Source organism: Pseudoalteromonas sp. SR45-4, from assembly GCF_014163535.1.
GTDB classification, from domain to species: Bacteria; Pseudomonadota; Gammaproteobacteria; order Enterobacterales; family Alteromonadaceae; genus Pseudoalteromonas; species Pseudoalteromonas nigrifaciens.
Window position 1 is genome coordinate 171,386 of the sequence record NZ_JACJDO010000001.1, and the last position, 13,715, is coordinate 185,100.

A 13,715-nucleotide genomic window follows, 5' to 3' on the forward strand; every position below is an offset into this window, starting at 1 on the left:
AATCAGCTAATAGACTAGCGAGCCATAATGTTAAGCGCAAGTTATAAGTTTTCTTCAGCGAATGAAGCTAGGCGACTACGTACCACACCATTGAGGTTTATTGTTGCGCTACCTTCAAAGTTTTTAAAGCGCTCCACAATATAAGTTAAGCCCGAAGTAACCGGTGTTAAGTAGTTACTGTCTATTTGTGCCAAGTTACCGGTACAAATTAGCTTAGTACCTTCGCCGCAACGGGTAATAATGGTTTTTAATTGTGCCGCCGTTAAGTTTTGGCTTTCATCTAAAATAACTACTGCATTTTGAATACTGCGACCACGCATAAAATTTACCGACTTAAACTGAATATTGGCTTTTTCCATAATATAATTACGGCTTGAAATTGGATTTTCGTCGCCCTTATGTAATACCTCTAGGGTGTCGGTAATGGCCGCTAGCCATGGCGCCATTTTTTCTTCCTCAGTGCCGGGTAAAAAGCCAATTGACTCGGCTATTTCTGGCGTATTACGCGTTACTATTACTTTGTCGTAAATGCCTTTTTCGATCACCATTTCTAGTGCACTAGCAAGCGCCAATAAAGTTTTACCACACCCTGCAGGGCCGGTTAAAATAACCAGTTCTATGCTGGTATCTAATAAAGCATCGAGTGCCATACCTTGGTAAATATTTTTTGGTTTAATACCCCATGCACCTTGGTTCATTAATCGCTCATAACCTATATCTTTTAAGGTTATATGCTCCTCATCGTACGATTTAACTCGCGCTGCAAACTGATCCCCCTCATCAATTAAATACTCATTATAAAATACATCAGGGATTAAGTTTTTAGCCACATGATGCAAGGTCTCACGGCCATATTGCTCAGTATTACATTGGCCAACATGCTGCCAAAAGTCTCCGGCTATTTTTTTGTAGCCGCTGGTTAGTAAGCTAATGTCGTCTATAAGCTGATCGGTGCGGTAATCCTCAACATAATTAAGCCCTGCACCTTTGGCTTTTAAGCGCATGTTTATATCTTTAGTGACTAATATTACTTTGCTATTTGTGTGCTGCTTTTGTAAATGCACTGCACAGTTAATAATGCGATGATCGTTTTCATTGCCTGGCAGGCCAGAAATAGAGTCGGCAAATAAATGATCGTTTACAATAATTAAAGTGCCGTTTGATGCTATTTTCGCTTTTTTATTGCTAGGAAGGGCTACGCCTTGGAGCATTTGCTCTGGTGTGGCATTTTTTAATATTTCATCTAAACCACGAATAGCCACGCGAGCATCACGGCTTACATCGTGTTTTCTATCTTTTATATGATCAAGCTCCTCTAACACTGTCATCGGAATAACTACATGGTGCTCTTGAAACGATAAATACGCGAGGGGTTCGTGAAGCAATACATTGGTATCTAGCACATACATTTTACTTTTAAGGTTCGAAGCATTTTCCATAGCACTGTCCTTACTTTTTATGATGAGTATGCTATACCAAACTAACTAAGTGCTTTTGAGTAGTGATGGCTCGTTAGTTACTTAGGTATAATTTTAGTTTAGTCTATTTGTCATAAAAGTCCGTTTTATTACAAACTCGATTTTGTTTTAATTAAACCTTAAAATCAAAGCAATCGACTGACTAAAATAGTGCATTATAAAAGTTAATTAAGTAGGTTTTGCTAAGGAAATATTTTTAATGCTGCTAACGCTCAAAGTAATAGCTGCAGAGCTATTTATTATCTTACTGTGTACTTATTTACCCAAAAAAGATCCAGATGTTAGCCGTTTTGTTAGGAATAATTCACACTTACCGAATTAATTAAAAGTGAGGCTAATAGCGCCTTGCAGTGGTGTTGTCTAACAGGTAACATAGCCGCCTTTTTCTTCATAGACGAGACATATATGAATTTTTCCTTAGGTCAGCGTTGGATCAGTGATACAGAGTCAGATTTAGGATTAGGCACAGTTGTTGCCATTGAAGGCCGTCAGGTCAGCATATTATTTCCTGCTAGTGGCGAAAGCCGCGTTTATTCTTGGGCAGAAGCACCCGTAACCCGTGTGTCATTTAATCCTGGCGATGTGATCAAAAGCGTTGAAGAGTGGGAATTAGAAGTTGAGTCTATTGAAGTGCAAGGCGAGCTACTTTGTTATCACGGTACTCGTGTTGATAATGGTGAAGCAGCCAAACTAAAAGAAACCTTTCTAGATCATTTTATTAAGTTTAACAAACCTCAAGATCGTTTATTTGCCGGCCAAGTAGATCGTTTTGATCGTTACACGCTGCGCTACCAAACATGGTTACATAAATTTGAACGTGAACAGTCGCCTATAAAAGGCTTAATTGGTCAGCGTGCTAATCTTATTCCGCATCAGCTTTATATAGCCCAAGAAGTAGGTAAACGTTTTGCACCACGCGTACTTTTATCAGATGAAGTAGGCCTTGGTAAAACAATTGAAGCGGGAATGATTTTACATCAGCAAATTATTAGTGGCCGTGCCAGCCGTGTGCTTATTGTAGTACCCGAAAATCTGCAGCACCAATGGTTAGTAGAAATGCTGCGCCGCTTTAATTTACGTTTCTCTATTTTTGATGAAGATCGTTGCGATGAAGCGTTTGCCGACTCGCCAAATGTATTTGATACCGAACAACTGGTACTTACCAGCCTAGAGTTTTTAACCAAGAAAAAACGTTGGTTCGAACAAGCAACTTTAGCTGACTGGGATTTACTAGTAATAGATGAAGCGCATCATTTAAGTATTAATAATGGCAAGCCAAGCTCAGAGTACCAACGTATGGCCGAGCTTAGCCAAGATATTCCGGGCCTTATTTTACTTACCGCCACGCCAGATCAACTTGGTCATAGCAGCCACTTTGCTCGCCTACAGCTACTCGATCCAGACAGGTTTTACGACTACGACGTGTTTAAAGAAGAAGAAGCAAATTACAAAGACGTTGCCGAAGCTGCTAATCAATTACTCCAAGAGCAAGGCCTAGACGAGAGCGCTAAAGCGACTTTAATTGAGCTATTAAAAGAAACCGACATTACCGATATTCTGGCAAAAGCACAGCAAGGTGATTTACCCGCGCGTAAAGAAATACTTAACATGTTACTGGATCGCCACGGCACCGGCCGCATCTTATTTAGAAATAGCCGCAGCGGCATTGACGGCTACCCTAGCCGTATATTACACGCCTACCCTATGCCATTGCCAAAGCAATATAAAACAGCAATGACAGTACTGGGCAATATGAGCGGCATTCAAAATCCCGAACTTAGTGCACAGCGCGCACTATTCCCAGAAAAAATATTTCAAGAGTTTGAAGGCGAAAGCGCCAGCTGGGGAGCATTTGATCCTCGCGTAGATTGGCTAATCGACACTCTTAAAACCCTTAAGCGTGAAAAAGTACTGCTAATATGTGCTAAAGCCGAAACAGCTATCAGCCTTGAGCAAATACTACGTGAACGCGAAGCAATTAAAGCCTCAGTGTTTCACGAAGGTATGTCGATTATTGAGCGTGACCGCGCCGCTGCATTTTTTGCAGACGAGTACGACAACGCGCAAATACTGCTGTGTTCTGAAATTGGCTCTGAAGGGCGTAACTTTCAGTTTTCACATCATTTAGTGTTATTTGATTTACCACTAAACCCAGATTTACTAGAGCAACGTATTGGCCGACTAGACCGCATTGGACAAACTCAAGATGTGAACATTCACGTGCCATATTTTGAAAACACCGCCCAAGAAGTATTACTACGTTGGTACAACGAAGGCCTAGACGCATTCGAATCTACCTCGTCAACGGGACAAATGTTGTATAAAGAATTCCGTGATGACCTACTTGATTACATTGCAGCGCATAACTGCGACGAAGACGAGTTAGATCCATTACTTGAGCAAGTAGCACAAAAAAATGCGGTACTGCGCAAACAAATGGAAAGCGGACGCGACCGTTTACTTGAGCTGCATTCATCGGGCCAAGGCGCAGCCGACTCTTTGGTAGCTGATATTGAAAAACTAGACAATCAGTTTGAACTGCCTAGTTACATGATTAACGTATTTGACACCTTTGGCGTAAGCCAAGAAGATAAAGGCGAAAATACCATTATCTTAAAGCCAACCGAGCATATGTTAAACGCCTCGTTTCCGGCATTAAGAGAAGATGGCATGACAGTTACATTTGACCGCGATACCGCGCTTTCGCAAGAAGACGTGCACTTTATTAGTTGGGATCATCCTATGGTGCAAGGCACCCTAGATATGATTTGTGACGACGATTTTGGTAGCGCATCGGTTGCTTTACTTAAAAACAAAAAACTACCACCAGGCACCTTTTTTGTTGAGCTTATTTTTGTAGCCGAAGCTATGGCACCAAAAGTATTACAAGTAGGACGCTTTTTACCACCTACGCCAATTCGTATTTTACTCGATAAAGCAGGTAATAACTTAGGTGAAAACGTCGCGTTTGACGGCTTTAATCAGCAGCTTTCTGCCGTTGGTCGCCAAACAGCCAGTAAACTAGCCGGCGCATTGCAAAGTGCTATTCACCCAATGATCAGCACCGCAAAAGACATGGCACAAGAAAAGCTTGAAGTTATTCGTGCTGCGTCACTGGCTAAAATGCAAACATCACTAAGTGAAGAGCAGCAACGATTAGTTGCTCTTAAGCAAATTAACCCTAATATTCGCCAAGAAGAAATTACCTTCTACGATAAGCAACGCACAGATTTGACTACCTACATTGAAAAAACCCAGTTAAAACTAGATGCGATACGCTTGATTGTGGTTTCGCACTAACGCTTTGGCGATAAGCTGACAGCCGTTAGTAAAAAATTGCTAATGTGCGAATGAAGAAAGCGCGGTATTTTGAAGTGACCCCATAAAGTTGGATTCATTTCTAAGCAGCTAATAAAGCCTGATTTCGGTAGTGTATCGAACTCAGGCTTTTTAGTTTCAACTTAATGCATGCGTTGTTGTAATAAAAAATTTATTACTGAGCTCACCTTAAAACTTGATAAAAACCCTATAAAACGATTAGTTAAGTGCTATTCAACTCTTTCTAAAATCACTTGTAAATCACAACCACTCTTCTATATCTTGCCCACCCAAAACAGCCATTATTTCAACATCAGTTTCATAAACTCTGTAATAAATACTATCTGAGCCACAAACGGCACGTCGATAACCTTTACGAATATGATCAACTGATTGGCAGGAATAAGGATTTGCAGCTAGCTTTTCAAACAGAGTAAAAAAAGCATAAAAATAAGTATCTGCTTGCTGCTGTGAATACTCCTTACAGCCATACTGATAAATACGACGTAAGTCTTCTTTAGCATCATTTGAGAGTTTAAACTTTCGCATTACTTAACATTTAGTTTAAATTCAGTCAGGATTTCATCAGCAGATTGATTAGTAAAGCCACTTTTTTCAGATTTAAGCAGTTTACTATTGATAGCTTCAGCCCTTCTTGCACGTCGAATTAAGTCATTCACTAATTCGCTTTTATTCGCGTAATCACCTACATTTTCAATGTGATTACGCAGCCATAAATCATTTTTCTCAGTGAGCGAAATGCTTTGCCTTGCCATAATATATACCTCAAAAAATCATACTGGTGTAATTTTACACCAGCATGAAAAACATGCAATTAAACTTTGATCTTTTTCCTTGAGCCTTAGTGCCCGCTCCACTAAAATGGCGCCCTTGAAAATCACTGAGGTCGGCCGTGTTAATTAACTACAATCCCCCAACAGATCCTTATTTAACTATTCTGTATCAGGATGAGGACTTACTCATCGTTAATAAGCCTAGCGAGTTGTTAACCGTGCCGGGTAAAGACCCTAAACATGCCGATTGCTTAATAAGCCGTGTTAACCGAGTTTTTCCTACCGCTAAAATAGTGCACCGTTTAGATATGGCAACCTCGGGCATACTTTGCTTGGCAATGAATAAAGCCGCACACCGCCATGTAAGTATGCAGTTTCAAGAGCGCGAAACCGCCAAGCGCTATATTGCCCGGATATATGGGCAACTTGAGGCGCAAACCGGCTCGGTTGATTTACCGCTTATTTGCGATTGGCCTAATCGCCCCAAGCAAATGGTTGATCACGAAAACGGTAAGCCGTCGCTTACGCACTTTAAAATACTTGAACGTGAACCACATGCAACCCGTGTAGAACTAACCCCTATTACAGGCCGCTCGCACCAGTTGCGTGTACATATGCTAAGCCTAGGCCATCCTATTTTAGGTGATAGGCTTTACGCGCACAAAGAGGCACTCGCTGCGGCGCCGCGCTTGCAATTACACGCACAAATGCTCAGCTTAAAACATCCAACTACTGAGCAAATACTTACATTTGAAGCTGACCCTGATTTTTAGCGCTAACAATTAATATTAAAGTTTAGCCTGTTACGCTAAACTTTTTTGCTGCTGCGCCGATATCTAAGTAATATTTTTTATTTGAGTTGGTTATGGTATTGGCGCAGTATTTAAAGGTAATTAAACTAAACGTACTGCTAAGCTGTGCGCTACTTTTAACTGTGCAAGTAACTGCAGCAGAGCATATTGCCCCACCCTCGTATGCAAGTATTGAAAATAATGATATTCAACACTTACTTCCCAATGATGAAATAAAGCCTATATTAGCTGGCGATACTGAATTTTTAACTTTATACAGCGAGTATATGAGTGCTGATTTTAGAGGCACTGTACTGCTTATACCTGATTGGCAATCAAGCGCGACCAATAATGCCGGAATGAGCTTTTTACGCAAAGAACTAAATAATTTAGGCTACACTACCTACGCAATGACAGTACCTGATATTAACTGGCAGGCGAGTGAAGAAATAGCCACTGCTGCAACTAACGAAAACACTGCAACTGAAAGCACCTCAGCTGAAAATATTCTTGCCCAAAGCTCTGACAATGCAAATACAGCTAATCAAAGCACTGATAATGAAAGTGCTGCAGTTGAAAGTGCTACTATTGAGGATACTGGTGTAAACAAAAGTGCTGAGCCACACCATGTTAATGCCATTGAAAAAGTGAGTGACGCGGTACTCGATAACTATAAAGTAAATTTAATCGCCCGCTATGAAGCACTGTATAATACAGTAATGGCAGAGCCGAATAATATTGTAGTAATTGCCCAGGGGATCAGTGCTGGCGTGCTACTTGAACATTATGCGCAATTTCCCGACTCAAGACTTAATGCATTTATAAGTTTAAGCAGTTATTTACCTAACAGTAAACGTAATCAAGACTTAAGCCAAACTTCGTCTTTAATTGCCCCACCATTACTGGATATTTACTACGCTAACGATAACAACGAGATTTTAATGAACCTTAAAAATCGTCAGCGCTGGGTTAACCGCAACGCAAAATTTGATTATCGCCAACGCCAGTTATTTGGTTTGCGCAATCAGCCCGATCAACATGCACGCCTAAGTAAAGAAATAGACGGCTTTTTACGCCGACTTTTTTAAATACTCGTAAGCAGCTTGAATATCTTGGCTTTTTTTGACCGCTAATTCCATCATATGTTTTGGTAAACCTTGCGATACCAATTTATCAGGGTGATGCTGCGCCATCAGTTTTCGATACGCGAGCTTTATTTCTCGCGCTGTTGCCGAGTCATTAAGCCCTAATAATGCCAACGCTTGTGCGCGGTTTATATTATTATTAGGTGGTACATGATGGCCTGAACCTTCACGGTAACTGCTACTTTGCCCTTGTTGCTGTTGTTTATAACGCTGTTGCTGCTGCCTAAAGCTAAACTCTGCTTGGTAACGCTTTAATACAAAAGCAAAGTGCGCTCTAGATACGCCTAACTGTTTACTCACTTCTTGTAAAAGTAGTTTTTCTTGCTCAGCGAGTACACCATCTGAAAATGCCATTTGAATTTGAATTTCTAAAAATAGCTGTAATAAATCATAACGCTTAGCAAAACGTTCTTTAAAGTCTTGTACTGTTTCTTTTAATGAAAAATCATTTTCTTTACCCGACTGAAATGCATGTTGTGCTTCGCGGCGCTCTTCGCCTTGTAGGCCCATTTCGTCCATAAATAACGTTGCAGCTTTAATATGTACTTCGCTAATGCGCCCATTTGATTTAGCAATATGCCCCATAACTGCAAAACAGCTAGAAAAAAACAGCGCTTGACGCTCGTTGACGTCGTCACCTTTAAATAAGTTTGAAAAGCCACCGGCTTTATCAAAATCTTTTTTTAAGCTTTTATCAAACATATGGCCAAGATATAGGCCAAAAATAGCACCAAATATTTTGCCAAACATAAAACCGAAAATAAACCCGAGTATTTTTCCCCACATCTAAATTATTACCTCTATTAAATTTGTCGTTGATTAAGTGCTGATAATCGCTCAGGAGTACCTACATCATCCCATTGGCCTATGTAGAGTTCGGTAGAGACTAAATGTTCAGTTAATTTTTTAGCTAAAATAGGCCCAAGCGGACGAACACCTTGCTCAAAATCGTTAAAAAAATCGGCTTGATATCGGCCAATTCCAGAAAATGTATATTTTTGACTATCACTCGACAAATGACTGAGTGCAAAATCACCGTTAGGATTATGCGGTGGGTTTTCTATCAGCACTATGTGCGCCTCACCCGCTTGTAAATGCAGTTGAGTTAACGCGCTTACGTCGTAATCGGTATATATGTCGCCATTTATAACAATAAAGGTATCGCCTAATAGGGGCAGCGCAGCAATAATGCCACCGGCCGTTTCAAGGCCACCTGCCACTTCTTGGCTATAACGTATATTTACGCCCCACTTGCTGCCATTGGCAAAATAATCTTTAATTTTATCACCTTGCCACGCAAGGTTTATTACTATTTCGGTAATACCCGCCGCTTTAAGATTAACAATATGATGCTCAATTAATGGCTTACCCGCTACTGCCAACATAGGTTTAGGCATATTTTGCGTTAGTGGCATCATACGTTGTCCGCGCCCGGCCGCTAAAATCATCGCCTTCATGTGCGCTCCTTAGCCAAGCGCTCAACCACTTTAGGAGCAATGGTATTTTGTATAAATAAGCCAAGGGCCTGTAGCTCTGAATAATTAGCAGCTACCTCTACAATGTATGCAAGTGTAGGAAGTATATTAGCCAAATAACCTTTTTTACCATCACGTAAATACAAACGACAAAAAATACCTGCCGCTTTTAAATGGCGCTGTAAACCGGTTAAATCAAACCAATATTTAAATTCATTAAAGGTAACATTAGCAATTAAACCTTGGCGATTAAATTCATCGTATCCGTATTTAACTAAATGAGTTAATTCGCTCTCTGGCAGTTTAAAATAGCAATCGCGTAACAAAGATACCAAGTCGTAACACAACGGCCCGCGTACAGCATCTTGATAATCTATGATCGCCCATTGCTGGTTGCAGCGCATAATATTACGACTATGGTAATCGCGGTGCATGGTAACGCTAGGCTGAGCAAGCATGGTATTACTAAGCAGATCACAGCTTGTTTGCCACAGCATTTGTTGCTCTGCTGTTAGTTCACAATCAATGAAGTCATGCATTAACCACTGGCTGAATATGCCAAGCTCAACAGCTATAAACTTTTTATCATAAGCTTGCATAGCAGCGGCTGCAGGTGTTTTTGCCCACTGTACGCTCAGCTTAATTAATTGCTGGTAATACTCGGTGCGGTGCTCATCATCAAGCATGTCTGCTAGGTGCGTGCTGCCTAAGTCACTTAAAATAAAAAAACCTTGCTGCTCGTCACTGGCAATAATAGCGGGCAATAAAAATCCTTGCTGCGTAAATACGCTATTAAGCGAGATATACGGCGCATTATTTACTTTAAGCGGATCGGAATCCATCACTATAAAGCTGTTATTAGCACAATTTAAGCGATAATAACGACGAAAACTCGCATCGGCAGTAATTGCCGCTAACGTGCATTGTTGCTCACTAAAGTGAGTATTTATAAAGAGTTGTAAGCGTTCAAAACGTGTCATTTTATAAGCTATCTATTTTTCACTAATTACTTTGCCATTGTTTTCCTTTATTATGTCTACTTGAAATTAATCACAGCGTATAAAGGTCGATAAATGAGCAAAACCTGGGGCATATTGATGCTAAGCGTACTGAGCGCACCATCGCTTGCCGAAACTGAACTGACACACAAGTTTTGTGGCACTTCAATGCAAACCAGAGCTTGGCAACCGCTTCCTGGCTTAAAGCTAGGTATGGTTGATATTCGCGCTAACGACGTAGAGCTTTTAGGCACACAAAGCGCTGAATTTACTGGTAATGTTGATATTAACACCGTTAATATGAGTTTGTCCGCACAAACTGCACTAATCGATAAACAACGCGGTTTACTCAATGCTACTGGGCCAATTACTTATCGCGACAAAATAAGCGAAGTTAACAGCACTGGCCTCAACGCCGATTTAAATAATTCAGCAATCAGCTTACTTGGTGCACAATATAGCCTAACACAACAGCTAGGCAAAGGTGGCGCTGAAAAACTCACCGTTGATGAGTCTGGCTTAATGCTAATGAATGCAAGCTTTACTGCTTGCCCTGGCGAAGTACCTGTGTGGGCCATTGAAGCCGACGAAATTAACCTTTCTCGCGAAGAAGGCTGGGGCGAAACCTATAATGCGGTTTTACGCATCCTAGATACGCCGGTTTTATATTTACCTTATTTTACCTTTCCGCTTGATGAGCGCCGTAAATCTGGGTTACTTACGCCTAGTTTTTCAAGCTCAGATCGCTATGGTTTAGAAACTATTACGCCTTACTACTGGAATATCGCTCCCAATTTAGATGCCACCATTACCCCGCGTTATATGTCGCGTAAAGGTTTACAACTGCAAACTGAATTTAGATATTTAACCCAAGAGCATGAAGGCTTAGTGGGTATTGAATATTTAAATAAAGATGATTCAGACCCCGATCTTGGCGATCGTTATATGTTTCATTGGCAACAAAAAAGCTATTTAGGTGAAAACTGGCGCGCTAATGTTGATATAACAAACGTGAGTGACGACAACTACTTAACTGATTTAGACTCTAATTATGCCAGTAAAACCGATACTCAATTGTACAGAACAGGCTCGCTTACTCATATGGGCGACACTTGGCGTACCGATATTACAGTACAAAACTTTGAAGTACTGGGCGATCACTTAGAGTCTTATACCGCTTTGCCACAAATTAGTTTTACCCAAACCGCACCTTGGCAATACGACAACTTTGATTTTAGTGTATCGGGAGAAGTGAGCCACTTTACTAATAGCTCAGCTATTATTGATCAAGCTACTCGAATACATATTGAGCCAAAAGCTCGCTTTGATTATAAAGAACATGCATGGTCGTTTTTATCAGAAGTAAGCATATTACAAACAAACTACAAACAGCATGGTGATTTAGAAGGTACTCAATACAGCGAAAGCGTATCGCGTACACTGCCAAAAGTACGTTTGTATACACAACTTAATTTTGAGCGCGAAACCTCCTACTTTATTGATGACGGTATTCAAACTTTAGAGCCACAGCTACAATATTTATATACCCCTAATGAAGATCAATCTGATATTGGCTTATTTGATACTGCCAAACTACAAGATGATTTTTTTGGTTTATTTAGAGACACACGCTTTTCAGGTGTTGATAGAATAGCTGCTGCTAACCAATTTACCTTAGGTGCAACGACTCGGTTATTTGACAAAAAACACCAAGAAGTATTTAATTTTAGCGCCGGACAAATATTTTATTTAAGCGATTCAGCCAAACCTACAGAGCAAGGATTAAACTCAGACACCAACTACAATGCCTTGTTTGCAGCACAAACCATGGTACATTGGCATCGTCGCTGGTATTTATCTGCGGGTATTCAGTATGATACTGACGGTAAACAAATTATTCAGTCTAACGTAACGCTCGACTATAAAGGCGACGATAATGAGCTAGTTCAATTGAACCATCGGTATTCAGATGATGTCTCAGGTAATGCAATTGAACAAACAGGCTTATTTACAAGCATTCCAGTGAGCGACGAATGGCAGTTTATTGCAAGCTATCACCGCGACCTTGAAAATAACCGCAGTATCGAAGTGTTAAGCGGGCTACAGTATGAATCGTGCTGTTGGGCATTTCAAATTACTGGCCATCGCCAAATTGTTACCGACTTAAATCAGTCTATAGGGCAACAACAGGCGACTTTTGATTCAAGCATTCGTTTGAATTTTGTTTTAAAAGGGTTAGGTAGTAAAAGCCGTTATGATGCTAAAAAATTATTACAACAAGGTATTTTTGGTTATCGTAGACCGTATTTTCTTAATGACTAGGACACTATTTTTAAAGTTAAAGTATTATTAATTAACGCTAAAAATTGAGTATTCCCTAGGATCACAACAGTACTATTAGCAAGAGTAGTAAAAAGAATATGAATTTAAAAAAATTATTAACATCAGCAGTTTTAAGTATTAGCTTATGCCAAAGCGCATTTGCAGCTCCGGTTGAAATCGACAAAGTTATTGGCATAGTCAACCAAGGAGTTATTTTAAAAAGTGAAGTGGACACCATAGTTAACCGTGTTAAAAAGCAAGCTGAAGAACAGAGTCAGGAGCTTCCTAAAGACGAAACATTACGTGTCCAGGCCGTAGAGCGATTAGTTAACCAAACACTCATGATGCAAATGGCTGAGCGTATGGGGTTAGAGATTTCAGACAGCCAACTAGATCAAACACTTGCAAGTATGGCTAAAGAGCAAGGCGGTAGCATTGCAGATTTACGTCGTACTATTGAGGGCTCGGGAGAAAGCTTTCAAGCATACCGTGAAGAAATTCGTAAAGAGATCACTACGCAACAAGTTATGCGCGCCAATGTTGATCGCCGTGTTTATGTAAGCGAGCAAGAAGTAGATAACTTACTAAAAATTATGGAAAGCCAAGGTCAAAACGCAGAAGAGTATGACATTGGCCATATTTTAATTGATATTCCTAGTGATGCTAGCGCCGATGAAATTGCGTCAGCTAAAACGCGCGCAGACAAAGTAATTGAATTACTTAATGACGAGCAAGAATTTAAACGCATTGCTATTTCATCATCAAGCGGCTCTCAAGCACTTGAAGGTGGACAACTAGGTTGGATGGGCATTAACGAAATGCCGTCGTTATTTGCTGAAGCCGTAAAAGGTAAAAAGCAAGGCGCTATTATTGGTCCGCTGCGCTCTGGTGCTGGTTTTCATATTATAAAAGTCCAAGATGTTCGTGGTCGTCAAGTTGTAGAAACAACTGAAACTCGCTCACGTCATATTTTAATCAAGCCATCTATTATTTTAAGTGAAGAGAAAGCACGTAGTATGCTTGCCGGTTTTGTAAAAGACTTACGCGCTGATAAAGCCGACTTTGCAAAACTTGCTAAAGAATACTCAGAAGATCCAGGCTCAGCCCTTAAAGGTGGTGAGTACGATTGGGCTGATCCAACTAGCTATGTTCCAGCCTTTAGAGATACTTTATTATCACTTAAGCAAAATGAAATTAGCGAACCATTTAGAAGCCAATTCGGTTGGCATATTGTGCAGTTACTCGATACCCGTGTAGCTGATAAAACCGAGCAAGCTAAACGCAACCGCGCCCATGGCATGCTATTTAATCGTAAATTTAAAGAAGAAAGCTTTAACTGGCAGCAAGAAATGCGCGAACAAGCCCATGTTGAAATTTTCCCAATAGACGAATAA

At 40.4% G+C, this 13,715-nt stretch carries 12 protein-coding genes; 5 read left to right on the forward strand and 7 right to left on the reverse strand.

Annotation, left to right across the window (positions count from 1 at the left end):
* Positions 1-41 precede the first annotated feature (41 nt).
* On the reverse strand, positions 42-1,439 hold the full coding sequence (locus tag H5058_RS00820) for a PhoH family protein (RefSeq protein ID WP_182676537.1): 1,398 nt from the start codon (positions 1,437-1,439) through the stop codon (positions 42-44).
* 444 nt (positions 1,440-1,883) lie between these two features.
* On the opposite strand from H5058_RS00820, the gene rapA reads away from it, so the two are divergent.
* Positions 1,884-4,778, forward strand: coding sequence for an RNA polymerase-associated protein RapA (gene rapA, locus H5058_RS00825; protein ID WP_011329272.1), 2,895 nt, complete (start codon positions 1,884-1,886; stop codon positions 4,776-4,778).
* A 100-nt stretch (positions 4,779-4,878) separates the two neighbouring features.
* On the opposite strand, the gene H5058_RS18660 is transcribed toward rapA, so the two are convergent.
* The 3 genes from H5058_RS18660 to H5058_RS00835 form a co-directional block, all read right to left on the reverse strand.
* Positions 4,879-4,968 (reverse strand): IS3 family transposase, encoded by a 90-nt coding sequence (locus H5058_RS18660; RefSeq protein ID WP_404936287.1) that lies wholly within the window; start codon positions 4,966-4,968, stop codon positions 4,879-4,881.
* Positions 4,969-5,057: 89 nt separating this feature from the next.
* A complete protein-coding gene (locus H5058_RS00830; RefSeq protein ID WP_182676539.1) occupies positions 5,058-5,345 on the reverse strand; it encodes a type II toxin-antitoxin system RelE/ParE family toxin in 288 nt (95 codons plus the stop codon).
* Positions 5,345-5,572, reverse strand: a complete 228-nt coding sequence (locus tag H5058_RS00835) for a hypothetical protein (protein ID WP_011329274.1) — start codon at positions 5,570-5,572, stop codon at positions 5,345-5,347. The genes H5058_RS00830 and H5058_RS00835 overlap by 1 nt, the downstream gene beginning before the upstream one ends.
* A gap of 137 nt (positions 5,573-5,709) precedes the next feature.
* Here H5058_RS00835 and rluA point away from each other — a divergent pair, with 137 nt between their 5' ends.
* Both rluA and H5058_RS00845 read left to right on the forward strand, forming a co-directional pair.
* Positions 5,710-6,363 carry a bifunctional tRNA pseudouridine(32) synthase/23S rRNA pseudouridine(746) synthase RluA gene (gene rluA / locus H5058_RS00840; protein ID WP_179806938.1) on the forward strand — a complete coding sequence of 218 codons (654 nt, stop codon included), beginning with the start codon at positions 5,710-5,712 and terminating at the stop codon, positions 6,361-6,363.
* 92 nt (positions 6,364-6,455) lie between these two features.
* A complete protein-coding gene (locus H5058_RS00845; protein ID WP_182676541.1) occupies positions 6,456-7,469 on the forward strand; it encodes a DUF3530 family protein in 1,014 nt (337 codons plus the stop codon).
* Here H5058_RS00845 and djlA read toward each other — a convergent pair.
* Genes djlA through H5058_RS00860 form a run of 3 tightly spaced genes read right to left on the reverse strand, consistent with a single transcriptional unit; the run spans position 7,452 to position 9,981 of the window.
* Positions 7,452-8,312, reverse strand: a complete 861-nt coding sequence (gene djlA, locus H5058_RS00850; RefSeq protein ID WP_089368767.1) for a co-chaperone DjlA — start codon at positions 8,310-8,312, stop codon at positions 7,452-7,454. The two genes, H5058_RS00845 and djlA, sit on opposite strands and share 18 nt — an antisense overlap.
* Before the next feature lie 17 nt (positions 8,313-8,329).
* Complete coding sequence (gene murU / locus H5058_RS00855; protein ID WP_058374205.1) at positions 8,330-8,983, reverse strand: N-acetylmuramate alpha-1-phosphate uridylyltransferase MurU; 654 nt, start codon at positions 8,981-8,983, stop codon at positions 8,330-8,332.
* The gene (locus tag H5058_RS00860; protein WP_089368768.1) at positions 8,980-9,981 is read right to left on the reverse strand and encodes an aminoglycoside phosphotransferase family protein; all 1,002 of its coding nucleotides are present in this window, start codon (positions 9,979-9,981) and stop codon (positions 8,980-8,982) included. The genes murU and H5058_RS00860 overlap by 4 nt, the downstream gene beginning before the upstream one ends.
* Before the next feature lie 93 nt (positions 9,982-10,074).
* Here H5058_RS00860 and lptD point away from each other — a divergent pair, with 93 nt between their 5' ends.
* Positions 10,075-12,321, forward strand: a complete 2,247-nt coding sequence (lptD, locus tag H5058_RS00865; protein WP_041454580.1) for an LPS assembly protein LptD — start codon at positions 10,075-10,077, stop codon at positions 12,319-12,321.
* A 98-nt stretch (positions 12,322-12,419) separates the two neighbouring features.
* Positions 12,420-13,715 carry a peptidylprolyl isomerase SurA gene (gene surA, locus H5058_RS00870; protein WP_011329281.1) on the forward strand — a complete coding sequence of 432 codons (1,296 nt, stop codon included), beginning with the start codon at positions 12,420-12,422 and terminating at the stop codon, positions 13,713-13,715.

Excerpts from the sequence above, each read along its gene's own strand:
- surA (WP_011329281.1), top strand. The coding sequence starts at position 12,420 with ATGAATTTAAAAAAATTATTAACATCAGCAGTTTTAAGTATTAGCTTA.
- rapA (WP_011329272.1), top strand. The coding sequence starts at position 1,884 with ATGAATTTTTCCTTAGGTCAGCGTTGGATCAGTGATACAGAGTCAGAT.
- H5058_RS00860 (WP_089368768.1), bottom strand. The coding sequence starts at position 9,981 with ATGACACGTTTTGAACGCTTACAACTCTTTATAAATACTCACTTTAGT.
- H5058_RS00820 (WP_182676537.1), bottom strand. The coding sequence starts at position 1,439 with ATGGAAAATGCTTCGAACCTTAAAAGTAAAATGTATGTGCTAGATACC.
- murU (WP_058374205.1), bottom strand. The coding sequence starts at position 8,983 with ATGAAGGCGATGATTTTAGCGGCCGGGCGCGGACAACGTATGATGCCA.
- H5058_RS00835 (WP_011329274.1), bottom strand. The coding sequence starts at position 5,572 with ATGGCAAGGCAAAGCATTTCGCTCACTGAGAAAAATGATTTATGGCTG.
- H5058_RS00845 (WP_182676541.1), top strand. The coding sequence starts at position 6,456 with ATGGTATTGGCGCAGTATTTAAAGGTAATTAAACTAAACGTACTGCTA.
- H5058_RS00830 (WP_182676539.1), bottom strand. The coding sequence starts at position 5,345 with ATGCGAAAGTTTAAACTCTCAAATGATGCTAAAGAAGACTTACGTCGT.
- lptD (WP_041454580.1), top strand. The coding sequence starts at position 10,075 with ATGAGCAAAACCTGGGGCATATTGATGCTAAGCGTACTGAGCGCACCA.
- djlA (WP_089368767.1), bottom strand. The coding sequence starts at position 8,312 with ATGTGGGGAAAAATACTCGGGTTTATTTTCGGTTTTATGTTTGGCAAA.